At 29.4% G+C, this 23,890-nt stretch carries 22 protein-coding genes; 11 read left to right on the top strand and 11 right to left on the bottom strand.

The window, feature by feature from the left end:
* Position 1 precedes the first annotated feature (1 nt).
* Together dusB and BW723_RS02635 are read right to left on the bottom strand one after the other, a co-directional pair.
* On the bottom strand, positions 2–1,003 hold the full coding sequence (dusB, locus tag BW723_RS02640) for a tRNA dihydrouridine synthase DusB (RefSeq protein WP_068362692.1): 1,002 nt from the start codon (positions 1,001–1,003) through the stop codon (positions 2–4).
* Between the two features lie 23 nt (positions 1,004–1,026).
* Positions 1,027–2,250 carry a M28 family peptidase gene (locus BW723_RS02635; protein WP_068362695.1) on the bottom strand — a complete coding sequence of 408 codons (1,224 nt, stop codon included), beginning with the start codon at positions 2,248–2,250 and terminating at the stop codon, positions 1,027–1,029.
* Between the two features lie 43 nt (positions 2,251–2,293).
* Here BW723_RS02635 and BW723_RS02630 point away from each other — a divergent pair, with 43 nt between their 5' ends.
* From BW723_RS02630 to BW723_RS17670, 4 genes are all read left to right on the top strand, one after another.
* A complete protein-coding gene (locus BW723_RS02630) occupies positions 2,294–3,388 on the top strand; it encodes a TolB family protein (protein WP_068362702.1) in 1,095 nt (364 codons plus the stop codon).
* 29 nt (positions 3,389–3,417) lie between these two features.
* The gene (locus tag BW723_RS02625) at positions 3,418–3,693 is read left to right on the top strand and encodes an EF-hand domain-containing protein (RefSeq protein WP_068362705.1); all 276 of its coding nucleotides are present in this window, start codon (positions 3,418–3,420) and stop codon (positions 3,691–3,693) included.
* 111 nt (positions 3,694–3,804) lie between these two features.
* On the top strand, positions 3,805–5,601 hold the full coding sequence (lepA, locus tag BW723_RS02620) for a translation elongation factor 4 (RefSeq protein ID WP_068362708.1): 1,797 nt from the start codon (positions 3,805–3,807) through the stop codon (positions 5,599–5,601).
* Between the two features lie 3 nt (positions 5,602–5,604).
* Positions 5,605–5,775, top strand: coding sequence for a hypothetical protein (locus tag BW723_RS17670; protein WP_157578329.1), 171 nt, complete (start codon positions 5,605–5,607; stop codon positions 5,773–5,775).
* 201 nt (positions 5,776–5,976) lie between these two features.
* Here the strand turns inward: BW723_RS17670 and BW723_RS02615 are convergent, their stop codons facing one another.
* From BW723_RS02615 to BW723_RS02600, 4 genes are all read right to left on the bottom strand, one after another.
* Positions 5,977–6,741: a LytR/AlgR family response regulator transcription factor gene (locus BW723_RS02615; RefSeq protein WP_068362711.1), complete on the bottom strand. Its 765-nt coding sequence runs from the start codon at positions 6,739–6,741 to the stop codon at positions 5,977–5,979.
* A 77-nt stretch (positions 6,742–6,818) separates the two neighbouring features.
* The gene (locus BW723_RS02610) at positions 6,819–7,826 is read right to left on the bottom strand and encodes a sensor histidine kinase (protein WP_068362714.1); all 1,008 of its coding nucleotides are present in this window, start codon (positions 7,824–7,826) and stop codon (positions 6,819–6,821) included.
* 15 nt (positions 7,827–7,841) lie between these two features.
* Positions 7,842–10,214, bottom strand: coding sequence for a TonB-dependent receptor (locus BW723_RS02605; protein ID WP_068362718.1), 2,373 nt, complete (start codon positions 10,212–10,214; stop codon positions 7,842–7,844).
* A gap of 281 nt (positions 10,215–10,495) precedes the next feature.
* On the bottom strand, positions 10,496–11,194 hold the full coding sequence (locus BW723_RS02600) for a zinc metallopeptidase (protein ID WP_068362721.1): 699 nt from the start codon (positions 11,192–11,194) through the stop codon (positions 10,496–10,498).
* 147 nt (positions 11,195–11,341) lie between these two features.
* Here BW723_RS02600 and BW723_RS02595 point away from each other — a divergent pair, with 147 nt between their 5' ends.
* The 6 genes from BW723_RS02595 (at position 11,342) to BW723_RS02570 (ending at position 15,734) form a co-directional block, all read left to right on the top strand.
* Positions 11,342–12,379: an asparaginase gene (locus BW723_RS02595; RefSeq protein WP_068362724.1), complete on the top strand. Its 1,038-nt coding sequence runs from the start codon at positions 11,342–11,344 to the stop codon at positions 12,377–12,379.
* 239 nt (positions 12,380–12,618) lie between these two features.
* Positions 12,619–13,341 (top strand): MotA/TolQ/ExbB proton channel family protein, encoded by a 723-nt coding sequence (locus tag BW723_RS02590; protein ID WP_068362727.1) that lies wholly within the window; start codon positions 12,619–12,621, stop codon positions 13,339–13,341.
* A gap of 8 nt (positions 13,342–13,349) precedes the next feature.
* The gene (locus BW723_RS02585) at positions 13,350–13,814 is read left to right on the top strand and encodes a hypothetical protein (protein ID WP_175335419.1); all 465 of its coding nucleotides are present in this window, start codon (positions 13,350–13,352) and stop codon (positions 13,812–13,814) included.
* Positions 13,815–13,817: 3 nt separating this feature from the next.
* Entirely contained in the window at positions 13,818–14,462 is a 645-nt protein-coding gene (locus tag BW723_RS02580; RefSeq protein ID WP_068362733.1) for an ExbD/TolR family protein, read from the top strand.
* A gap of 24 nt (positions 14,463–14,486) precedes the next feature.
* The gene (locus tag BW723_RS02575; protein ID WP_068362736.1) at positions 14,487–14,951 is read left to right on the top strand and encodes an ExbD/TolR family protein; all 465 of its coding nucleotides are present in this window, start codon (positions 14,487–14,489) and stop codon (positions 14,949–14,951) included.
* A 108-nt stretch (positions 14,952–15,059) separates the two neighbouring features.
* Positions 15,060–15,734, top strand: coding sequence for a porin family protein (locus BW723_RS02570; RefSeq protein WP_068362740.1), 675 nt, complete (start codon positions 15,060–15,062; stop codon positions 15,732–15,734).
* Here the strand turns inward: BW723_RS02570 and BW723_RS02565 are convergent.
* The 3 genes from BW723_RS02565 to asnS all read right to left on the bottom strand — a co-directional run bounded on the left by BW723_RS02565 (position 15,729) and on the right by asnS (position 19,303).
* Entirely contained in the window at positions 15,729–16,328 is a 600-nt protein-coding gene (locus tag BW723_RS02565; protein ID WP_068362743.1) for a hypothetical protein, read from the bottom strand. The two genes, BW723_RS02570 and BW723_RS02565, sit on opposite strands and share 6 nt — an antisense overlap.
* Positions 16,328–17,785 (bottom strand): RNA polymerase factor sigma-54, encoded by a 1,458-nt coding sequence (rpoN, locus tag BW723_RS02560; protein ID WP_068362746.1) that lies wholly within the window; start codon positions 17,783–17,785, stop codon positions 16,328–16,330. Before rpoN ends, BW723_RS02565 begins: the two co-directional genes overlap by 1 nt.
* 84 nt (positions 17,786–17,869) lie before the next feature.
* A complete protein-coding gene (gene asnS, locus BW723_RS02555) occupies positions 17,870–19,303 on the bottom strand; it encodes an asparagine--tRNA ligase (protein WP_068362749.1) in 1,434 nt (477 codons plus the stop codon).
* A 138-nt stretch (positions 19,304–19,441) separates the two neighbouring features.
* On the opposite strand from asnS, the gene BW723_RS02550 reads away from it, so the two are divergent.
* A complete protein-coding gene (locus BW723_RS02550) occupies positions 19,442–20,488 on the top strand; it encodes a hypothetical protein (RefSeq protein WP_068362751.1) in 1,047 nt (348 codons plus the stop codon).
* 7 nt (positions 20,489–20,495) lie between these two features.
* On the opposite strand, the gene BW723_RS02545 is transcribed toward BW723_RS02550, so the two are convergent.
* The gene (locus BW723_RS02545) at positions 20,496–21,224 is read right to left on the bottom strand and encodes a helix-turn-helix transcriptional regulator (protein ID WP_068362752.1); all 729 of its coding nucleotides are present in this window, start codon (positions 21,222–21,224) and stop codon (positions 20,496–20,498) included.
* Positions 21,225–21,469: 245 nt separating this feature from the next.
* Positions 21,470–23,833, bottom strand: a complete 2,364-nt coding sequence (locus tag BW723_RS02540) for an efflux RND transporter permease subunit (RefSeq protein ID WP_068362754.1) — start codon at positions 23,831–23,833, stop codon at positions 21,470–21,472.
* Between the last annotated feature and the right edge of the window lie 57 nt (positions 23,834–23,890).

The following is a 23,890-nucleotide window of genomic DNA, read 5'->3' as shown; positions in this document are numbered from 1 at the left end:
CTTATCTAATTTCTGGAATAATAGTATTCCCGAATTTCTCTTCTACTTCATTAAACGCATTAAAAACATCTCTAGGGTCATCTGAAGTAACCATCTTAGTTCTGTATTCTTTAAAATGCGGAATCCCTTTAAAATAGTTGGTATAGTGTCTTCTAGTTTCTACAACTCCTAAACGTTCACCTTTCCAATCAATAGCCATTTGTAAATGACGCCTTGCCATTTCTGTACGTTCACCAATTGTAGGTTTAGGTAAATATTCGCCAGTTTTAAAAAAGTGTTTTATTTCGTTAAAAAACCAAGGATAACCAATAGAAGCTCTACCAATCATACAGCCATCTAAACCATATTTATCTCGCATTTCCATTGCTCTTTCTGGTGATGTAACATCTCCATTTCCAAAAACAGGAATATGCATTCTTGGGTTGTTTTTTACTTGGGCAATAGGTTTCCAGTCAGCATCACCCTTATACATTTGTGCTCTTGTTCTTCCGTGAATTGAAATTGCCTTACAGCCAACATCTTGTAAGCGCTCTGCAACTTCTACAATTCGTATAGAATCGTGATCCCAGCCCAAACGTGTTTTTACTGTAATTGGTAAATTGGTGTGTTTAACCATAGCTTCTGTAAGCGAAACCATTAAGTCTATATCTTTTAAAATTCCAGCTCCTGCACCTTTGGATACTACTTTTTTAACAGGACAACCAAAATTGATGTCAATAATATCTGGATTCGATTTCTCTACAATTTCAATGGTTTTTAACATTGAATCTAAATTTGCACCAAAAATCTGAATTCCTACAGGTCTTTCTTTTTCGTAAATATCTAATTTGATAACACTTTTAGCTGCATCTCTAATTAATCCTTCAGAAGAGATAAACTCTGTGTACACAACATCTGCACCATTTTCTTTGCACAATGCTCTAAAAGGTGGGTCTGAAACATCTTCCATTGGTGCTAACAATAAAGGAAAATCGGGTAATTCTATGTTGTCTATTTTAATCATGCTGCAAATTTAGAGTTTCTAAATTAAAATTGAATTATTTTCTCAACTTCCTTATCACCTCTTTTAACGACAACTTTAGTAGTGCTTCCTTTTTCAAAGATAGATAAAGCTCGCATATAACTCATCATATTTGTAACTGTACTATCGCCTAGTTTTATGACAATATCGCCTTTTTTAAGTCCGGCTTTTTGTGCAGGTTTATCTTCAGAAACACCATCAATTCGCATTCCTTTTCCATCAAATAAATAATCTGGAATTACGCCTAAACCAACTTTAAAACGTGGTGTACTTTCGCTTTCGTTTTTGGTTTTTCTAAAGGTAAGTTTTCCATTATCATCTAAATCAGAAATGATATTGAAAATATAATCAGAAATTAAATGCATACCTTCATAATTCAGTTTTTCAGAATCATCACCTGGTTTATGATAATCTTCATGTTGCCCAGTAAAAAAGTGTAAAACAGGAATATCAGTCAAATAAAAACTTGTATGATCACTTGGTCCAACTCCAGATTCTTGCTGAATTAATTTAAAATTATCATTATGAGATTTTAATGTTTGTTTAAAAATTGGCGAAGTTCCTGTGCCATAAACTGCTAAAGAGGAATCTTTTTTCATACGTCCAACCATATCCATATTAATCATATAAGATACTTTTTTGGTGTCTATTGTTGGATTTTTTACAAAATAATTTGAGCCCAATAAGCCCATTTCTTCACCAGAAAATGCCATAAAAAGAAAATTATTATTAGTGTTTTTTGCTTTTAGTTTTGCAGCTAAATTCAATAAAACAGCTATTCCAGAAGCGTTATCATCTGCACCATTGTGTATGGCTTTTATAGAATCTCTATACAAAGAACCTTCTCCACCAAAACCCAAATGATCGTAATGAGCGCCTATAATTACTGTGTTTTCTGCCTTATTATCTAGAAAACCAATTACATTATTTCCTGTAATAGTTCCATCACCATTTACATTAAATTTTACTTCGTCATGCGGATTGGTTTTTGGCTTAAAGGTAAAAGGCTGTAAGTATTTTTGTGTTCCTTTTTCTTGTAAGCCTAATTCTGAAAAACGTTTAGAAATATATTCGGCTGCTTTTTTTTCACCTTCAGTTCCTGTTTGTCTTCCTTCTAAAGCATCCGAAGCTAAAAAAGTTACATCTTCTTTAATTCGGTTTTGTTGATTAATTTCTGGTTTACAAGAAACTAAAATGCTCAAAAAGATAAAAAATACAACGTTTTTCATAATGATAATATTATTTTAGCAAAGTTAATTAATAAATAAGAAAATGAGAATTCTTTCTTTACTAGTATTAGTGTCTTTGCTGTTTTCTTGCAAAAACGATAAAAAACCAAACGCAGAAAAATCGACAAAAGAAGTTGTAAAAGACTCTTTAATTTATCCAGAAGAAACACATTTTAAAAGTATAAGACAAGTTACTTTTGGTGGCGATAATGCTGAAGCTTATTGGAGTTTTGATGATAAGCAATTGGTATTTCAATCCAACTATAAAAATTGGAATGTTGGCTGTGATCAAATGTTTTTAATGAATGCTGATGAGAATTTTAAAGATAAAATGCCACCAATGATTTCTACTGGAAAAGGACGTACAACTTGTGCGTATTTTTTGCCAGATAACAAACATATTATTTATGCATCTACACATTTGGTCGATGATAATTGCCCCGAAGTTCCATTACGTAAAAACGGCAAGTATATTTGGCCTGTTTATGATAGTTTCGACATTTTTGTGGCAGATTTAGAAGGAAATATTGTAAAACAGTTGACCAATGAAAAAGGGTATGATGCAGAGCCTACAGTATCACCTAAAGGAGATAAAATTGTATTTACATCAACCAGAAGTGGCGATTTAGAATTGTACACAATGAATATAGATGGTTCTGATGTAAAACAAATTACTGACGAATTGGGGTATGATGGAGGTGCTTTTTTCTCTCCTGATGGAACTAAAATTATCTTCCGTTCTTCTAGACCAAAAACTCAAGAAGAAATTAAAGCTTACAAAGATTTATTAGCAGAAGGTTTAGTAGAACCAACAGAAATGGAGTTGTATATCTGTAATGCAGACGGTTCAGAATTACGTCAATTAACAGATTTAGGAAATGCCAATTGGAGTCCGTTTTTTCATCCTTCAGGAAAAAAGATTTTATTTTCATCAAACTTTGAAGCAGAAAAAGGTTTTCCTTTCAATTTATATTTAATTGATATTGATGGTAAAAATCTAGAAAGAGTTACACATGGAGAAACTTTTGATGCTTTTCCTGTGTTTTCTAACGATGGAAAAAAACTAGCTTTTTCATCAAATAGAAATAACGGAGGTGGTAGAGATACCAACTTGTTTATTGCAGAATGGCAAGACTAAATTTTTTATAAACACAAATTTTAAAAATTATGGGCGCAAAAGAAAACATATTAAAAGATATTCATTCGTTAATGACCGAAAAATTCACAAATCCAGAAGCAGCTTTTCAAAATTATGATAAAGACCAAGATGGAGCTTTAAATAAATCAGAAATTAAAGAGTTGCTAAAAGATGCTGGAGTTTCTGGGTTTTTAAGAGGTATTGTAGCAGGAGAAATGTTAAAAGGTTATGATAAGTCTGGTGACGAAACCATAAACTGGGAGGAGTTTAAAGTTGCAATTGCAGAGTTAGATAGAGATTATTAATCTAACCTAAAAATAGTTGTAAAAGTACAATGGTTTCATTGTGCTTTTTTTATTTGACAAGGTGTGTAAATAACATATCTTTGTCAGTTGAAAGTAGTTAGAAAACGAAGTATGAAGAACATTAGAAACTTTTGCATAATCGCACATATAGATCATGGTAAAAGTACATTAGCAGATAGATTGTTAGATTATACTGGCTCTGTAACAGAACGTGAAAAACAGAATCAGTTATTAGATAATATGGACTTAGAGCGAGAACGTGGAATTACCATAAAATCGCACGCCATTCAAATGGATTATGTTCATAATGGAGAGCCATTTATTTTAAATTTAATTGATACTCCAGGTCACGTAGATTTTTCTTACGAAGTTTCTAGATCTATTGCAGCCTGTGAAGGTGCTTTGTTAATTGTAGATGCTGCACAAAGTATACAAGCACAAACAATTTCTAACTTATACTTAGCTTTAGAGAACGATTTAGAGATAATTCCGGTTTTAAATAAAGTAGATTTACCTTCTGCAAATCCAGAAGAAGTAACAGACGATATTGTAGATTTATTAGGTTGCGATCCAGAAGAAGTAATCCATGCAAGTGGTAAAACAGGTTTTGGAGTTGATAATATTTTAGCTGCAATTATAGATAGAATTCCTGCTCCAAAAGGAGATCCAGATGCACCATTACAAGCCTTAATTTTCGATTCGGTTTACAATTCTTATAGAGGAATTGAGACTTATTTTAGAGTGATAAATGGAGAAATCAAAAAAGGCCAAGAAATAAAATTCATGGCTACAGGTAAAAATTATTTTGCAGATGAAGTTGGTACTTTAAAACTAGAACAAGTTGTAAAAAAATCTGTAAAAACTGGTGATGTTGGGTATTTAATTACAGGTATTAAAACTGCAAAAGAAGTAAAAGTTGGAGATACAATTACAGACGCTCACAAACCAACAACAGAAATTATTGATGGTTTTGAAGACGTAAAACCAATGGTTTTTGCAGGTATTTATCCTGTAGATACAGAAGATTATGAAGAGTTGCGTTATTCTATGGAAAAACTGCAATTAAATGATGCTTCTTTGGTATTTCAACCAGAAAGTTCTGCAGCTTTAGGTTTTGGATTTCGTTGTGGATTCTTAGGAATGTTACATATGGAAATTATTCAAGAACGTTTAGAGCGTGAGTTTAATATGACAGTGATTACAACTGTACCTAACGTTTCTTATCACGCTTACACAAAAAAGGAACCAGATGAGTTAATTATGTTGAATAACCCAACAGATTTACCAGATCCTTCTAGATTAGATAGAGTAGAGGAGCCTTTTATTAAAGCTTCTATTATTACAAAATCAGATTTTGTTGGTCAAGTAATGAGTTTGTGTATCGAAAAACGTGGACAAATTGTAAACCAAACCTATTTAACAACACAAAGAGTTGAGTTAATTTTCGAAATGCCTTTGGCAGAAATTGTTTTCGATTTTTACGATCGTTTAAAAACCGTTTCTAAAGGTTATGCATCTTTCGATTATCATCCAATTGGTATGAAAGAATCGAAATTAGTAAGAGTAGATATTTTATTAAATGCACAGCCAGTTGATGCACTTTCTGCATTATTACACGCAGATAATGCATATTCTATTGGTAAAAAAATTGTCGAAAAATTAAAAACTTTAATTCCTCGTCAACAATTTGATATTCCTATACAGGCAGCAATTGGAGCAAAAATTATAGCGCGTGAAACTACCAAAGCGTTGCGTAAAGATGTTACTGCAAAGTGTTATGGTGGAGATATTTCTAGAAAACGTAAGTTATTAGAAAAGCAGAAAAAAGGAAAGAAAAGAATGCGTCAGGTTGGTAATGTAGAAATTCCACAAGAAGCATTTATGGCTGTTTTAAAGTTAAATGATTAAGTTTTGAGAAAAATCCATTATAGAATTCTAGGGGGTATTATTTTATTAATTTGTGTTGCTTTAATGACAATTAGCAAATTAGAAAACGATGTTTTAGATTTTTTTACAGGAATGTTTACTGCTGTAGGATTTGGATTAACATTTGGTTTGTTTCCAGTTAAAAAGAATATATAACTAATAGTGTGTTTTAAATTATAAAAAAACCTTCCTAAGTAATTAAGAAGGTTTTTTTATTTGTAGCTATTTCCTGCTTTCCATTATATCTTTTTCTTTGTTCTCGATACAAATTTTTCGTTCCTCAAAATTTACTCGAACTGACATAAAAAGGATGCCATTTCAATCAGGGCTAGACTTGTTTGCTGGCTTTTTCCAAAGCTAATTTTCTAACCACTTTCTAAAATCAGAAGTGGTAGAAGAACTCGTCATTACTTTTTCTTTATGGTTTTTCATAGAAATCAGTAATCGGTTTTTAAAATGACTTTCTATATTTTCTATAAAATCGATATTTACAATTTCGCTTCTGTTAATTTTAAAGAACTTTTTAGGATTTAACTGCTGATGAATTGAACCTAAATTCTGAGAAATTGTATGTCGTTTTCCGTCTTTGTCATTTACCAAACAAAAATCGCCAGAAGCTGTAATTAAAGCAATATCAATAGTGTTTAATAATTGAATTCCGGTTGCTTTTTTAATTACAAATCGTTTTTTATAAGTAGTATTTTCTTCTTGTAAAGCAGATTTTAAAGCATCAATTGTATGATTGTTTAAAGTGTTATAATCTCCTTTTTTAAACAAAGCTTGGTATTTTAAAATGGCTTTGTTAAAATCATTTTGCGAATAAGGTTTTAAAATGTATGCAATTCCATTGGTGTTAAAAGCTTGAAATAAATAATCATCGTGAGCAGAACAGAAAATAATAGGAGTTTCAATTTTAACGGAATTAAACAAATCAAAAGACAAACCATCTAACAATTGAATATCAGATAAAATAAAATCGTACGAATTTTCTGCTAATAATTTTTTGCCATCAATAATAGAACGTGCCCAATCTTGAGAAATTTTTACATCAAAAAAAGCATCTAAACATTTTGTTAGTTTTTGATATGCAGGAATTTCGTCTTCTAAAATTAAAATTTTCATAGTTAACTTAATTATTGTCAGATTGAGTGCAGTTGAAAACGAAATAAAACCTCTCGACTGCGCTCAAACAGACAGTATTATTCACTTAAAGTTATTATCGGAATAAAAACTTCGAACTTAGCATCCATATTATGAATTTGAATTTTTTCATCCGAAAGTAATTTATATCGTGCTTTTAAATTGTCTAAACCTGTCCCAAAAGATTCATTAGTTGATTTTATTTTCGATTTAGAGTTGGTAATAATCAGCCAACCTTTATTGATTGTTATTGTGGTTTTAATAGCACTTGTTCCATCAGATTTATTGTGTTTAACTACATTTTCTAATAATGTTAATAAAGAACCTGTAGGTATAAATTTATCAACTAAAGAAATATTTTCTTCAATTTTAAACTCATAATCATCAGCAAATCTTGTTTGTATTAAAAAGATATAATTTTTTGCAAATTCAATTTCATTTGCAAGTTCCATAACTTCTGCATCTTTAGTTTTAATTAAATATCTGTAAATTAAAGACAAGCGATTAATATATTCTTTAGCTTTAATAGGATTTGTATCAATTAAAGAGTCTAACGTATTTAAATTATTGAATAAAAAATGAGGATCTATTTGAGAGCGCAATAATTTTAATTCATTTTCTTTTTGTTGTTTTTGAACTTCTAATAAATCTTGTTGACCTTCATAAAATTTTTTCATCAGTAAAACACCTAAAGGAAAACCAACCATATCAGTAGCATTGTACAAACCATTTTGCAAATAAGTAAAATAATTAGAAATGGTGCTCAAAGATCCTCCTGAAGTTAATCTACCAATCAAATTTTCTAAAGTACCAACAACAGTTAACAATATTAAACTAATGATAAAAAATTGTAAATAAGCTTTTTTATGAACTAAAAATGTAGGTACAATTTTTTGAATAAATACCAATATTAATACCGTTGATAAAAAGGCTGTTGATGGAAAATCTATTAAATATTCAATTAACTTATTCCCTTCTTTATAATAATCTATACAGCCTAAGAGAATAGTAACTCCGTAAATTAAGGCAAGAATTACCCAATCAGATTTATTTAATTTCGTATTCATAGTAAAACGAAGATATTAATTACTATCGTTAATTCTGTCTTCTTCGTCTGTATTTCTATTTCTGCTTGCTTTTTTCTTACCAAATTTAGAACCGAAACTATAAACAAATCTTAACTGAATATTTTGTCTAGAACCATTACTTTCTACTGAGGCAGTTCCATTTCCATAATCTATAGTTCCGTTAAAACCTCTATTTAACATTTTACTAAAACCAAGATTTACTTTTAATTTATCATCTAAAAACTTTTTACCAAAAGAAAAATCTAATTCAGCAAACCAATCTGCTTCAATTTGTCCTTCTAAAGCTCCTGTTCCGTAATTTCCACTCAATTCAAAATTAATATCCGCAGGTAATTGGTAACTAGCTTGTAGAAACCAAATTAAATTCCATTTGTTTAAATCTACACCATAAGTAGAAGATTGGTAATCTGTGTTGGTAACAATAACACCTGTGTAACCTTCTAAACCTTTTGTAAAGTTTACTGGTGCAAATAATCTAAAATTCCAGTTGGCATTATTTTCTACATTTACATCTTGCTGTCTTATCTGTGCAGTTTCGTTGTCTTGTTTTATTAATTGAAAAAGTACATCGTCTGTTTTACTATACCCTATTGTAAAAAATGGTTGTCCTTCGTAAGTTAAGTTAAATTGATAATTATTTGTGTAAGCAGGTGTTAAATTAGGATTTCCTTCGCCTGCAGAATATGGATCTAAATAAGTAGCAAAAGAGTTTAAGCTGCTGTAAGAAGGTCTTTGAATTCTGTAACTATAAGATAAACTAGCACCTAAAATATCATTAAATTTTCTGCTGATAGATGCACTTGGAAAAACTTTTTTAATTGGTCGTTTTTTTACTTCGGATGTTAAAATTCCGTTTTGTAAAAATGTTGATGTTCCATCTGTATTACTATCCTCATAACGTAATCCACCAGAAAAAGACCATTTACCAGAAGTAGCATTAATTTTAGAATACAAGGCAAAAATTGTTTCATCAATTACAAAACGACTACTTTCTTCATCATCTTTATCAAAATTACCATTTGTGTTTTGCGAAAAAGACTGCAAATCGTTGTCGGTTTTTACATCAGCAAAACGAGTACCAGCACTAATTTTTAAATTATCAGAAAATGTTTTTGAATAATCTGCTCTATATGTTTTTATAGAATAGGTACCATCTTGAATATATTTTCTATCTGTAAAATCAATTGTACTGCCTGCAACATCAGATAAAGTATTAGTGTTGTCATTAGAGAAATCTACATAATTAAAATCGATAACTAATTTGTCTGTATCCGTTTTGTATTCGTAATAAGGGTTGATGTTAAAGTTCTTTCTTTCTCTATCAAAACTATTTTCAGAAAATAAAGTATTTGTAGTATTTACATCAGAAATAATGGTTTCGCTTGCTGCTATTCTGGTTGAGTTTCTTGTATTAATTCTAGCTCCAATACCTATAGAATGTTTATCATTTATGTAATAATCTAAGCTACCACCAATTCTAAAATTATCAGGATCGTAAGGTTCTCTGGTAACTTGATCGTAAGTTTCATCGCCAACAGTTCTTACTAAGAATAAATCGTCTCTCCAAGTTGGTTGAGAATAACCAGCATTGGCTTGCCAGTTTAATTTGTTTTTATAGCTAGCAATAGAAAAACCAGAACCCCATTCAAAACCTTCGTCTTCACCAATCCAAGTATTTACACTTCCATGCGTACCTAATTTTACATTTTTCTTTAAAATAATATTAATGATTGCTCCAGAACCAGAAGCTTGGTATTCTGCACCAGGTTGTTCTACAACTTCAATTTTAGCAATATTATCTGCAGGAAAATCTCTTAATAAGGTTTCAACATCCATATATTCTGTAGTTTTTCCGTTGATTAATATTCGAACACCGCTATTACCTGCAATAGATATTCCGTTGTTTGTAACCAAAACACCAGGTACTTTTCGCATAACATCTTGTAAGTTGGTGTTAATCATTTCAGATTTTTCTAAATCTACAATTAGTTTTTCTGCAGTTTGTTTAATAATAGGTCTTTTACTTTTTACTACAACTTCGTTTAAGGTTTGTGTTTCTTCTTTTAAAGTGATGTTAAGTATTTTATCTGCATTTAAATCAAAAGCTTCTATTTTTTGAGTTGTAAAACCCAGCATCGAAATTTCCATTTTATAATTTCCAGCAGTTATTTTATCAAAAATATAGGTTCCATCATCATAAGAAACCGTTCCATTAGGTTTTGCATCTTCACCAGTTTTATATAAAACGATGTTTGCAAATGGTAGAGGTTGATTTTGTTCATCAACAATTTTACCAGAGATTTTGTGTTGTGAAAAGGTGGTTAAAATTCCGAAGAAAAAAAAGATGGTAATTTTTAAAGCTTTCATAAGGTTGATTTTTTAAATTGCTCTTCTAAATATTAATTGAGCTGTTGGTTGAAACTTGTTAAACTCGAACTTTTATAAACTGTTATTTTTAATTAACACTGTAAAATTGCTTGATTTGTTACAGTTTTAAAATGCAATTCTGATGAACTGGGTTAAAATTCCGATAAACAGATTTCTTTTTCTATTTAAACAAGACGCATAAAATCAATAAAAAGTTTCCTGCATAAAAAAAGCTTCGAAAAAATCGAAGCTTTATATTTAATATATTTTGTAAAATGTAGTTAATCTCTGCCACCCAGAACTTGCATTCCCCAATATAAAAGCATAGCTAAAGAACCTAAAGCAGCAACTAAATAAGTTCTAGCAGCCCATTTCAATGCATCTGTTGCACCAGCTAATTCCTGTTGCGAAACCATATTTTTGTTTCTTAACCAAGCTAAAGCTCTATTACTTGCATCATATTCTACAGGTAAAGTAACAAAACTAAAAACAGTTGCAATTGCCATTAAAGCTAAACCAGCAACAGCTACATAAAAACCTATACCAGAGTTGCCAGAAGCAGCACCTAAAATTAAACCTCCAATTACCATCCATTGAGAAAATTTAGAAGAAATACTAACTACAGGTACCAATTGAGATCTTAAAGATAACCATTGATAAGCTTTTGCGTGTTGCACTGCGTGCCCAACTTCATGAGCAGCAACAGCTGCAGCTGCAGCATTTCTTTGGTTGTAAACGGCTTCACTTAAGTTAACAGTTTTGTCTTTTGGATTATAATGATCTGTTAATCTACCAGGAGTAGAAATTACTTTTACATCAAAAATACCATTATCAGCTAACATTTTTGTGGCAATCTCTGCACCACTCATTCCGTTTCTTAAAGTAATTTGAGAGTATTTTTTAAATTTTTGTTTTAATTGATTGCTAACAAGCCAACTCACTAAAGAGATTACACCAATTAATATATAGAACTGCATCATAATTTTATTATGTTTTAAAAATTTATATCATTTTTGTTTGATAAATTTACAACATAAATTATTCCAATCTAAATTTTAGAGAAAAGAACTTTTATTGGCATAGATTTAATCGATAAAATTAAGAATTCATTAAGAATAGATGTCAATATGGCAAATAAACCAAACATTTTAATTGTTTATACAGGAGGTACCATTGGTATGATTAAAGATTATAATACAAATGCTTTAAAGGCTTTTGATTTTAGTCAGATAGTAGAAAAAATTCCAGAATTGCAACAATTAAATTGTAATATAGAAACAATTTCTTTTGATGAACCTATGGATTCTTCTAATATGAACACCTTATATTATAGAGAAATTGCAGAAACTATAGAAGATAATTACAAAAAGTTTGATGGTTTTGTAATTCTTACAGGTTCAGATACGATGTCTTATATATCTTCTGCGATAAGTTTTATGTTAGAAAACTTGCAAAAACCTATTATTTTTACAGGATCTCAACTACCAATTGGTGATTTACGAACAGATGCTAAAGAAAATTTAATTACCTCTATAGAAATTGCTTGTTGTCAAAAAAACAATAAACCAATTATTACTGAAGTTTGTTTGTATTTTGAATACAAGCTTTACAGAGCAAATAGAACTACAAAAATCAATGCAGAGCAGTTTGAAGCATTTACCTCTATGAATTATCCGCCTTTGGCAGAAAGTGGTGTTAATTTGAATTTTAATCAATATTATATTAGCAAACCATCAGCAAAAGAAAAGGAGCTTGTGGTTAGAAAGGAATTGGTGAATGGCATTGTTATTTTAAAACTGTTTCCAGGTATTACAAAAAAAGTTGTGCAGAGTATTTTAAATATTGATGATTTAAAAGGAATAATTATAGAAACTTATGGAGCAGGGAATGCACCAAACGAACTTTGGTTTTTAGAATTATTAAAAAAAGCCATCTCAAAAAATATAAGAATTGTTAATGTAACACAATGTTCTGGAGGTAGTGTTGTACAAGGTCATTATGAAACCAGTTTAATACTAAAAGAAATTGGTGTAATAAGTGGTAGAGATATAACCACAGAATCTGCAGTGGCTAAATTAATGTATCTTTTAAATGAAAATTTATCATTAAAAGAGTTTACAACCTATTTTGAAAAATCAATTAGGGGCGAAATTTCTAATGAATAACTAAATTTTTAGCAAAGTTTTTTGTGAACTCCATTTTTTTAGAAATAAAACGTGTTAAAAGCAAGAAATAGGTAAAAAAAATTTTTTTATGCATAACATTTTTTGTTACTTGGCAGTCTCTTAAACGAAAATAAACCTAATGTTAGCAAAAAATAGATAATTTGCTTTTTATTTTCTGTTTTTGAGATGAAAATTTATATCTTTAACCCGTTAACTATTAAAATTAATTTATAACTAAGATGAAAAAAGTAGTAAATGTCTTATCTGTAACAGGATTTATGTTTTTTGGAGCTGTACAATCCTCTTTTGCTCAAGAAGCAGCAACAGAATCACAAACGTTTCACCAAATATTAAAGCAAAACTTTATTGATGGTGGACCAGGATTTATGGGAATTGTATTAGTAGCTTTAATTTTAGGATTAGCTATTGCCATTGAAAGAATTATTTATTTAAATATGGCTACAACTAATACTAAAAAATTATTAGCAAATGTAGATGATGCCTTAAGTTCAGGTGGTGTAGAAGCAGCAAAAGAAGTTTGTAGAAATACAAAAGGACCTGTTGCATCTATTTTTTATCAAGGTTTAGATAGAGTTGATGAAGGTGTAGAAGAAGCAGAAAAAGCTGTTGTTTCTTACGGTGGAGTTCAAATGGGGCAATTAGAGAAAAACGTTTCTTGGATTTCTTTATTTATAGCATTAGCACCAATGTTAGGTTTCATGGGTACTGTAATTGGTATGATTGGAGCATTTAACGATATTGCTGTAGCAAATGATATTTCTCCAGCAGTAGTTGCAGGTGGTATTAAAGTAGCCTTATTAACAACAGTATTTGGTTTAATTGTGGCTATTATTCTTCAAATTTTTTATAATTACATCGTTGCAAAAATCGATAGTATTGTAAATAATATGGAAGACGCTTCTATCTCTTTGGTAGATTTATTAGTAAAGTATAAAAAATAATATTCAATATGAAAAGTAATAAAATTTTAAGTATTTTCATTGCTGCAATTGCTATAATTGGAGGTATCCTTTTCATAAGAATATTTATGGAAGATGCTGAAGTTATTGAAACAAATGTAGATGTTGCTAACAGCGTTGTTAGTCCACTTATCTATTATTCTACCTGGTTGTTTTTAGCAGGTGTAATAATTACAGTAGTTCTTTCTTTGGTTAGTTTAGTAAGAAATCCAGAGAACTTAAAGAAAACCTTAGGTGGTTTAGCTGTATTAGCTGTTCTTTTAGTTATTGCATATTTCTTATCAGATAGCAACGCAGTTTATGATGCAAATGGAATAGGTGTTTTACCTGGTGGTGAAGAAGGTTCTTCTACCAATCATTGGGTAGGTACTGGAATTTGGTATAGTGTTATATTAGGTGTAATCGCAGGTGGATTCTTTATTTGGGATTTATTAAAAGGATTAGTTAAATCATAATTTATGGCAAGAAGAGAAAATCCAGAAATTAATGCAGGTTCTATGGCAGACATTGCGTTTCTGTTGTTAATTTTCTTCTTAGTAACCACAACAATGAACGTAGATTCAGGTGTCTCTAAGAAGTTATCAGAAAAACCACCAGCAGATTATGTTCCGCCAGTAATTAAAGAGAAAAATATCTTTGAGGTAAATATTAATAGAAATAACGAACTTCTTGTAGAAGGAGAACGTATGGAAATTAAAGATATTAAAGACGCCGCTGTTAAGTTTATTGACAATGGTGGAGGAATTGGAAAACCTGGTGAAGATGGTTCTCCTGGTAAAGCATGTGACTATTGCCAAGGTGAAAGAAGCGATTCTTCTTCAGATCATCCTAACAAAGCCATTATTTCTGTTCAAAGTGATAGAGGTACAGGTTATGGAACTTATATTGAGGTTCAAAATGAGTTATTAAGAGCTTATAGCGAATTAAGAAATAGATTATCTAAACAACGTTATGGAATTACTTTCGACGAATTAGAAGAATCTTTTAAAGATGCTAAAAAGAGTTCAGAAGGTTTGAATCAAGTTGATGCATTAAGAAAAAAGGTAGAAGCAATTAAAACTGCTTATCCTCAAATTATTTCTGATGCTGAGCCAACCTCATAATTAATTTAAATTTAAAACAAAACTATGTCTAAATTTAGAAAAAAGAAGAAAGGGATTCCTGCTGTAAATACAGCAGCATTACCAGATATCGTTTTTATGTTATTATTCTTTTTCATGGTAACTACTACTATGAGAGAAACGAATCTAGTAATTGAAAATCCAAGATTACCAAGTGCTACTGAAATTAAAAAGTTAGAAGATAAAAGTTTGGTAAGTACTATCTATGTTGGTAAATCTAAAGATCCTAATAGAGATGGTGTTGGTTATAACAAGATTCAGTTAAATGATAAAATTTCTACTGCAGAGCAAGTACCTGCTTTTATTTTTAGTAAAAGAGATAAATTAGCAGAAGCTATGCATCCTTTTATGACAACTTCAATAAAAGCGGATAAAGAATCTAATGTAGGTACAATTATAGATATTAGATTAAAATTAAGAGATGTAAATGCTCTTAAAATTAACTATTCTTCTACAGCACCTGCTAATTAAGTAGTACAATATATTATAAAAAAAAGGGTTAATTCAATTGAATTAACCCTTTTTTATTTTACTTTAATAATTTTATATTATCGTATATTTATACTCTTATTCTTTATAATGAAAAACGCTATTTACTTAATTTTTATACTGTTTTTTAGTGCGAATCTTTTTGCTCAAAAAGATTCTTTACAATTGGGAGATCGTTATGCCGAAGATCAACTTTACACTTCTATATCTTATGCTCAGTTATTTAATCAACCAGAAACCATTAGTAGAAGTGGTTTTTCTTATGCTTTTTCTATTGGTTTTATTAAAGATATTACTTTAAATAAGAAGGGTAATGTTTCTTTCGCACTAGGTGTTGGTTATGGTTTTGATTTTTTTAATCATAATTTAAAGGTAGAAGAATTTAATAATGTTACAAGTTTTGGTGATGCAAGTTCATTAACCTCCAATTTATTTAAATCTCATAATTTAGAGGTTCCTTTAGAGTTAAGGTGGAGAACATCAACAGCGAATAAATACAGTTTTTGGAGGGTTTATGGTGGTGTAAAACTTCTATATAACCTTTCTAATAAATTTGAATTTGAAGAGAATTCAACTGTTTTTAACTATAATAATGTTAATTCTTATAATCAATTCCAATATGGATTAACACTCTCAGCAGGTTTTGACGAATTTAATATTAATGTTTTTTACAGTTTATCACCCATTTTTGAAAATGCAACTTTTAATGGAGAAGATGTAAATTCCGGAATACTTAAATTCGGACTTATATTTTATATATTATAGTATATAATTTAATACAATAGGAGTTATTAACCCTAAGAAAAAGCCAATATATACTTCTGTTCTGTTATGAGCTTTTAAATGTAATCTAGCACTTGCTAAAATTCCAGAAAGTATTATTAGTATAATTATTACCAAGATGTATGATTGTGAGTAATTAGTGCTTAAAACTAAAAAAAAACCTGTAGGTATACTTAAGGATAGCAAATGAATACTTGCTTTAATTTTAAAAAAGAAGAGTATATAAATAATTATTAATCCAATTGAAGTAGCATAAAATAATAGACTCAAGTCTCTTAAACTTGGTATGTTATTCATTGTATTACCTAGAAAATAAAAAAGAAAAATCATTAATGCAACAGGTAATTTTCTTTCTTTAATACTTTCTGTCTGAAAATTTTTAATGAATTTAAATTTCTTTAAGAGTACTAAAACCAAAAGCGGAATTAAATAAGAAGATATAAATATTAAGCTTAAAATACTAAATTTCTTATCGCTACTAAGGTTAATTGGTATTAAAAGAAAATACAACATAACACCTAAAGTAGGAATTACTATAGGATGTAATATGGTTGATATGAATTTGTGAAAACGCACTAGATTTCTTTACGTAAACGAGCTACAGGTAAATCTAATTGCTCACGATATTTAGCAACTGTTCTTCTTGCTATAGGGTAACCTTTTTCCTTTAAAATTTTAGATAACTTCTCATCCGTTAAAGGTTTCTTTTTGTTTTCTTCTGCTATTACTGTTTCTAATATCTTCTTTATTTCTTTAGTAGAAACATCTTCACCTTGGTCATTTTTCATAGATTCTGAGAAGAATTCCTTAATTAATTTAGTTCCGTAAGGTGTAGAAACGTATTTGCTGTTTGCAACTCTAGAAACGGTAGAAACATCCATATTAATTTTATCAGCAATATCTTTTAAAATCATTGGTTTTAACTTGCGTTCATCACCCGTTAAAAAATAATCATATTGATAATGCATAATTGTATTCATAGTTACTAAAAGCGTTTGCTGGCGCTGTTTAATAGCATCTATAAACCATTTTGCAGCATCTAATTTTTGTTTGATAAAAAACACAGCATCTTTTTGAGACTTACTTTTTGTATTCGATTCCTTATAACCTTTTAGCATATTATTATACTCTCTAGAAACGTGCAATTCTGGTGCGTTTCTTGAGTTTAAGGTTAAATCTAATTCTCCATCAGTAATTTTAATTGAAAAATCTGGTACAATTTGTTCTGCAATTTTATTATTACCAGCATAAGAACTACCAGGTTTCGGATTTAATTTAGATATTTCTTTATTTACTTCTTTTAATTCCTCTTCAGAAATATTAAACTTTTCTTGTAGTTTTTTGTAATGTTTTTTTACAAAATGATCGAAAGCATTTTCTAAAATATCTATTGATAAACTTCTAGTCTTATTACTGTTTTTTGCTTTTAATTGAATGATTAAGCATTCTTTTAAATCTCTTGCACCAACACCAATAGGATCTAAAGTATGAACTGCCTTTTTTAATACATAAATTACTTTTTCTTCGGTTGTGAAAATGTTTGCGGTAAACGCTAAATCATCAACTAAATCAATAATTTCTCTTCTAATGTAACCACTATCATCTATACTACCCACTAAAAATTCTGCAATTGCGCGTTCATCATCATCTAAACTATAAGTGTTTAATTGATTTTTTAAAGATTGATGAAAACTTGTTCCTGCAGCATAAGGCACATTTTTTTCTTCATCATCTGAGGAGTAATTATTGGCTTGCGTCTTATAATTAGGTATTTCATCATCGCTCAAATACTCATCAATATTAATGTCTTCTGCCTCTATTTTTTCTGTACCAGCATCATCATATTCGTTAGATAAATCTTCATCAAAATTATCAGATTCATCTTTACCAGTATCTAAAGCTGGGTTTTCTTCAATTTCTTGCTTTAAACGTTCTTCAAAAGCTTGTGTAGGCAATTGTATTAATTTCATCAACTGAATTTGTTGAGGAGATAATTTTTGAAGTAGTTTGTATTGTAAACTTTGTTTTAGCATAGAAACAAATATAAGGAATCGATTAAAATAAAATCGTCATTCTTTTTAGGAATGACGATTAGAATATTTAATTTTAAGATTTTATTAAAACTCTGCGTTTTGTGGAGTTCTAGGAAAAGGAATAACATCTCTAATATTACTCATTCCTGTGGTAAATTGTACTAATCTTTCAAAACCAAGACCAAAACCAGAATGAACTGCAGTACCATATTTACGTAAATCTAAATACCACCATAATTCTTGTTCTTCAATATCTAAAGCTTTCATTTTTTCAACTAAAACATCATATCGTTCTTCTCTTTGAGAACCACCAACAATTTCACCAATTCCTGGAAAAAGAACATCCATAGCTCTTACAGTTTTGCCATCATCATTTAAACGCATGTAAAATGCTTTGATATTTGCAGGATAATCAAACAAAATTACTGGACATTTAAAGTGTTTTTCTACTAAAAAACGTTCGTGTTCAGATTGTAAATCTGCTCCCCAATCTGTAATAGGAAACTGAAATTTTTTCTTTTTATTCGGTTTCGAATTTCTTAAAATATCAATAGCTTCTGTATAAGAAACACGTTTAAAATTATTTTTTACAACAAACTTAAGTTTTTCAAGTAAACTCATTTCGCTTCTTTGAGCTTGTGGTTTACTTTTTTCTTCTTGTGTTAATCGCTGATCTAAAAATGCTAAATCGTCTTTGCAGTTTTCTAAAACATCATTAATAACTGATTTTATAAAATCTTCGGCTAAATCCATATTACCATCTAAATCCATAAAAGCAACTTCTGGTTCTATCATCCAAAATTCTGCTAAATGACGAGTGGTATTCGAATTTTCTGCTCTAAAAGTTGGTCCAAAAGTGTAGGCTTTACCTAAAGACATTGCAAACGTTTCTGCTTCTAATTGTCCAGAAACTGTTAAATTGGTTTCTTTACCAAAAAAGTCTTTAGAATAATCTATTTTTCCATCTTCGGTTAAAGGAGCTTTATTGTCTTCGAAATTGGTAACTCTAAACATTTCTCCTGCGCCTTCTGCATCAGAACCAGTAATAATAGGTGTATTTACATAGTTAAAACCATTTTCTTGAAAATACTTATGCACCGCAAAAGATAATTTAGAACGCACACGCATAACTGCACTAAATGTATTAGTTCGCATACGTAAATGCGCATTCTCTCTTAAAAATTCGAAACTATGTTTTTTGGGCTGAATAGGGTATTCATCTGGATTAGAATCTCCTAAAATTTCAATTTCAGATACTTGTATTTCAACAGTTTGTCCTCTTCCTTGGCTTTCTACAACAGTACCATTAACAGCAATTGCTGCACCAGTGGTAATTCTTTTAAGTGTATTTTCGTCTGTGTTTTCAAAATCGATAACACATTGTATATTTTTTATAGTAGAACCATCATTTAAAGCTATAAATCTATTACTTCTAAATGTCCTAACCCAACCTTTTACGTGAACTTCTTGTAAAACTGTATCCGTTTTTAAAATTTCGGCAACGTTTTTCTCTGTCATATTTTACTATTCTTTGATTTTACTACAAAATTTACTGAAATGTAAAGATACTTTTTTTGAAATAAAATTAGTAAAGGTTTTTTCTTGAAATTTAAAAAAATCTAAAAAAAATCTATCTTTGATCATATTTATTTCACTATGAAAAAGACAATTACAAATAAAAATATTCTACAACAATTAAAAGCAGATTTAATTGGTAAAGATTCTTACAGAGGCATAACCTTAACCTATGCTTGGCTAGCCAATCAATTTGGGCATATTTCTTTAGGGTTCATTCCTTCTTTTTTACTGTATCATTTTTTTAAAATTGATGCTTTAAAAGCAGCAATCTATGTTTCTTTGGTTTGGTTACTTTTTGAGATTTATAATTTTTTAGGCCCTTTATTAAGTAAAAAGGAGTCAGATTCTGATGTACTATTTATTCCTAAAAAATCGAAATATACTTTTAAACCAAAATGGGGAAATGTTGCTTTTGACACTTTTACTGATGTTTGTTTTTTTACTCTTGGTGCTTTTTTGTTTTATTTATCTGTTGTAAATGAGGTGAATACATTTGTTTTAGTGTTATTGATTCTGTTAGGGATCTATTTACTTTTTGCAACTAGATATTGGTACATTACAAAAATGTATCAGTTTTATGCAAAGTTTCCTTTTCAGTTTCGATTAAGTCAATGGGATTTTAATATTAGTTCAGATAATAAATTAAAAGTAGAAAGCTTTTTAAATTCTCAAAAAGGAGATGGAAAGCATTTATTAATTTATGGTGATTTTGGAACAGGAAAAACAAGTTTAGGAGTAGGTATTTTAAACGAACTGAGCATTAAAAACGAAAGTAGTTTGTATGTAAATGCAATTAAAATTTTTAATTATTTTTTTGATAAAGATGATAATTTAGAAACTTATGAAATCTGGAACTGGAAAACCACAGATTTTTTAATGATTGATGATATAAATCCAAGTGAGCCAATACAAGACGAATTAATATCACCTATAAAATTACTAAGCTTTATTGATACTTTATTACCAGAAAATAAGATAAATAGAGCTTTACTAAAAACTAAAAATGTTATTTGGGTTTTAGGAAGTAAGAAATCTACAGAAAATGAAGCGCAAAATAAATGGAAACAGATGCTGCTTAAAATCGGTATTAATGAGAAGAAAATATCAGAAATAAATCTCGTATAATCGTAATTTATAAAATGTAATTATCGTAAGCAAAACTGATTAAATGCGGTAAGCTTTTTACATTAAATCGTTTGTATAATGGTATAATCCTTTTTTCTATTGCAGATTGGCTAACCCCTAATTTCGAAGCTATTTCCTTAAAAGCAAAACCCTTAGATGCTAACACTAGAGCTTCTTTTTCTTTTCTAGAAATACCTAATTCGTTAAATAATTGTTCGTTTAATGTGTCTTCGAACCCATTCTTTTCTGGTCCATAAGCTGCATATTGCATTACATTACCTAATTTTCTTGTATGGATTTTTTCAGAAATACCTATGACTTCTAGAATATTACCTTTAAAAGATTTGTAAACACCAACTCTAGAAAACAAAGGAATTACTTCTCCGTTTTTATGAATTTTTTCAACTTCTATGGTAAAACTGTATTTGTCTAGATCTTCCTTTTTTGTCTTTAAGAATTGTAAAGCTTTATCATTTAACTCATTAGAGAAGTTAAAGTGTCTTTTTGAAGAGCTGCTTACAATTTTTAATAAAGTAATTTCTTTGTCTTTGTAACCTAATAAATCTTCCCAACCAGAAGCATAAACCATTCTTTGTTTTTCAAAAGAATAAATATACACAGCCTGACCAAAAAAATGTGGTACTTTCTCTTTATATGTTGAGTATACAGGGTCATTTACATCAAAAGGAATGTCTGATACTCTTTCTCTTGTATATTTGCCAAAACTCTCTCTCATAATTACAAAATTAATAAAAACTGCGTGAAAACACAGTTGATTATTTCTTAAATGTATGATAAATTTGTAATGAAAAAGAATACTTGTTTAGAAACCAAAAATTGCTGTGAAAGAGAATTAAATTTTCTAAATAATTATAGTCCCCCCCCCCCCCCCCCCCCCCCACCGAATTAAATCTAGGAAATGTCTTTACTAAATTTTGTGTTTAGTAAAGATTTTTTTTTGCAATAAAGTTTCGAAATTATCTACTCATCTTTAGGAGGTATAATTTTCATTTTTGGTTCTTTAAATACTTTCTTATTGGCTATTTTCTTTTCGAAAGTTAATAATAAAGAAGGCAATAATAACAAATTAGAAACCATTGCTAAAAGTAAAGTGACTGATACCAAGCCTCCTAATGCAATTGTACCTCCAAAACTTGATAAAGTAAAGGTTAAGAAACCAAAAAACAATACAATTGAAGTGTAAAACATACTAACACCTGTTTCTCTTAAAGCAGCATAAACAGATGGTTTTATTCGCCATTTATTTGCGATTAATTCTTGTCTATATTTAGCTAAAAAGTGAATTGTATCATCTACCGAAATACCAAAAGCAATACTAAACACTAATATTGTAGAAGGTTTTATTGGAATATCGAAAAAGCCCATTAAACCTGCTGTTATTAATAAAGGTAAAATATTTGGTAGTAAAGAAATTAAAATCATTTGTGGAGATCTAAACATCCAAGCCATAAAAATTGCTATTAGAAAGATGGCTAATGATAAAGATAAAACTAGATTTGTAATTAAATAATTGGTTCCTTTTATAAAAACCAAAGCTTTACCTGTAAACGAAACTTCGTATTTATCGGATGAGAATTCTTTATCAACAACTGCTTTTAAGCGCTCTTGAATAACATCCATTTTATCTGTACCAATATCTTTCATGTAGGTTGTTATTCTTGCATAACGACCAGTAGAATCAACAAAATTATTTAACAAACCAGCATCGCTATTTGTGTTTTTTGTATACGAAAAAATATAGCTTTCTTCTTGTCTTGTTGGTAATTGATAATATTTTGGATTGCCTTTATAGTAAGCCTGTTTCGAGTATTTTACCAAGTTTACAACAGAAATAGGTTTTGATAATTCTGGAAAAGCTTCAATAGTTTCATTAATTTTATCCATCTTTTTTAAGGTAGATAATTTCATTACTCCTTTTTCTTTTTTGGTATCTATCAAAATTTCTAAAGGCATTATACCTCCAAACTCATTTTCAAAGAATTTAATGTCTTTATAAAAGCCCATACTTTTAGGCATATCTTCTATTAAACTACCAGAAACTCTAATTTTATAAACCCCAATAATACTTAAAACAATAAAAATAACGGTGGTAAAATAAACAGCAATTCTTTGTTCTCTTACCATTTTCTCCATCCAATTTACTACATTTTCTATCCACCTTCTTTCTAAATGGTTTAAATGTTTTTTCTTTGGATGAGGCATAAAGCTATAAATGATTGGTATAATCAATAAAGCTAGAATAAATATACTGATAATGTTTACAGATGCTAAAATTCCGAATTCACGAAGTAAATTACTTTTTACAAAAACAAAAGTTGCAAAACCAGATGCAGTTGTAATATTGGTCATTAAAGTAGCATTACCAATTTTAGAAATTACACGCTGTAAAGATTTTGCTTGATTACCGTGTTTTTTTATTTCTTGTTGATATTTATTAATTAAGAACACAGCATTAGGTACACCAATTACAATAATTAATGGCGGAATTAAAGCTGATAAAACCGTAATTTCATAGTTAAACCAACCAATAAAACCAAAAGCCCAAATAACCCCAATTAATACAACTAGAAGTGTAATAAAAGTAGCTCTAAAAGACCTGAAAAAGAAAAAGAATATAATAGCAGTAATTACTAAAGCTCCTAAAACAAATAATAAAATTTCGTCTTGAATGTTTTGAGCATTTAAGGTTCTAATATAAGGCATCCCAGAAATACGAACATCTACGTTATTTTCTTTTTCAAATTTTTCTACTATTGGTATTAAACTATCAAAAATAAAATTTCTACGTTTTGGCGTATTTATTATTTTTTTATTGATATAAATAGCAGTTTGTAATGTACCTGTTTCTTTATTAAAAAGTAAATTATCGTAAAAAGGAAGTTTTTCGAAAAGTTGTTTTTTTATTTCTAAGACTTCTTCAGATGATTCTGGCTCATCTTCATAAAGCGGTTCTAATACAAATTTTCTTTTATTTCTATCTGCTTTTAGTTCTTGAACATCTGCAATAGAAAGCGTAAAATCGATTTCTTCTAATTCATCAAACTGATCAACCAAACGATTCCAGTTATTGAATTTTTGAGGTGTGAAAACAGTAGAATCTTTTATACCAAGAATTACAAGGTTACCTTCTTCACCAAAAATCTCTAAAAATTTATTGTACTCTAAGTTAGCTTCGTGATTTTCTGGCAACAGATTAGCTTCTGTATGCGAAAATCGAATATTTTTCATTTGTGTTGCTAACAAGCCAGTAATGATAGCAATACCTAATAAAACCAAGTAGCGGTTTCTTAAAATTATACCCGCAACTATTGTCCAGAAATTCATTTAAAAAAAATTTGTGCAAAGGTAGTTAAAAAGTAGTGGGTAATAGAAACAAAAAAA

Origin of the sequence: Polaribacter reichenbachii, assembly GCF_001975665.1 — a bacterium.
Lineage (GTDB): Bacteria > Bacteroidota > Bacteroidia > Flavobacteriales > Flavobacteriaceae > Polaribacter > Polaribacter reichenbachii.
The sequence above is the reverse complement of the archived record's forward strand: the minus strand, read 5'-3'. Positions and strand labels throughout refer to the sequence as shown.

Bases quoted from the DNA above. Each gene is read 5' to 3' on its own strand.
- dusB (WP_068362692.1), bottom strand. From the start codon at position 1,003: ATGATTAAAATAGACAACATAGAATTACCCGATTTTCCTTTATTGTTA.
- BW723_RS02635 (WP_068362695.1), bottom strand. From the start codon at position 2,250: ATGAAAAACGTTGTATTTTTTATCTTTTTGAGCATTTTAGTTTCTTGT.
- BW723_RS02630 (WP_068362702.1), top strand. From the start codon at position 2,294: ATGAGAATTCTTTCTTTACTAGTATTAGTGTCTTTGCTGTTTTCTTGC.
- BW723_RS02625 (WP_068362705.1), top strand. From the start codon at position 3,418: ATGGGCGCAAAAGAAAACATATTAAAAGATATTCATTCGTTAATGACC.
- lepA (WP_068362708.1), top strand. From the start codon at position 3,805: ATGAAGAACATTAGAAACTTTTGCATAATCGCACATATAGATCATGGT.
- BW723_RS02615 (WP_068362711.1), bottom strand. From the start codon at position 6,741: ATGAAAATTTTAATTTTAGAAGACGAAATTCCTGCATATCAAAAACTA.
- BW723_RS02610 (WP_068362714.1), bottom strand. From the start codon at position 7,826: ATGAATACGAAATTAAATAAATCTGATTGGGTAATTCTTGCCTTAATT.
- BW723_RS02605 (WP_068362718.1), bottom strand. From the start codon at position 10,214: ATGAAAGCTTTAAAAATTACCATCTTTTTTTTCTTCGGAATTTTAACC.
- BW723_RS02600 (WP_068362721.1), bottom strand. From the start codon at position 11,194: ATGATGCAGTTCTATATATTAATTGGTGTAATCTCTTTAGTGAGTTGG.
- BW723_RS02595 (WP_068362724.1), top strand. From the start codon at position 11,342: ATGGCAAATAAACCAAACATTTTAATTGTTTATACAGGAGGTACCATT.
- BW723_RS02590 (WP_068362727.1), top strand. From the start codon at position 12,619: ATGAAAAAAGTAGTAAATGTCTTATCTGTAACAGGATTTATGTTTTTT.
- BW723_RS02585 (WP_175335419.1), top strand. From the start codon at position 13,350: ATGAAAAGTAATAAAATTTTAAGTATTTTCATTGCTGCAATTGCTATA.
- BW723_RS02580 (WP_068362733.1), top strand. From the start codon at position 13,818: ATGGCAAGAAGAGAAAATCCAGAAATTAATGCAGGTTCTATGGCAGAC.
- BW723_RS02575 (WP_068362736.1), top strand. From the start codon at position 14,487: ATGTCTAAATTTAGAAAAAAGAAGAAAGGGATTCCTGCTGTAAATACA.
- BW723_RS02570 (WP_068362740.1), top strand. From the start codon at position 15,060: ATGAAAAACGCTATTTACTTAATTTTTATACTGTTTTTTAGTGCGAAT.
- rpoN (WP_068362746.1), bottom strand. From the start codon at position 17,785: ATGCTAAAACAAAGTTTACAATACAAACTACTTCAAAAATTATCTCCT.
- asnS (WP_068362749.1), bottom strand. From the start codon at position 19,303: ATGACAGAGAAAAACGTTGCCGAAATTTTAAAAACGGATACAGTTTTA.
- BW723_RS02550 (WP_068362751.1), top strand. From the start codon at position 19,442: ATGAAAAAGACAATTACAAATAAAAATATTCTACAACAATTAAAAGCA.
- BW723_RS02545 (WP_068362752.1), bottom strand. From the start codon at position 21,224: ATGAGAGAGAGTTTTGGCAAATATACAAGAGAAAGAGTATCAGACATT.
- BW723_RS02540 (WP_068362754.1), bottom strand. From the start codon at position 23,833: ATGAATTTCTGGACAATAGTTGCGGGTATAATTTTAAGAAACCGCTAC.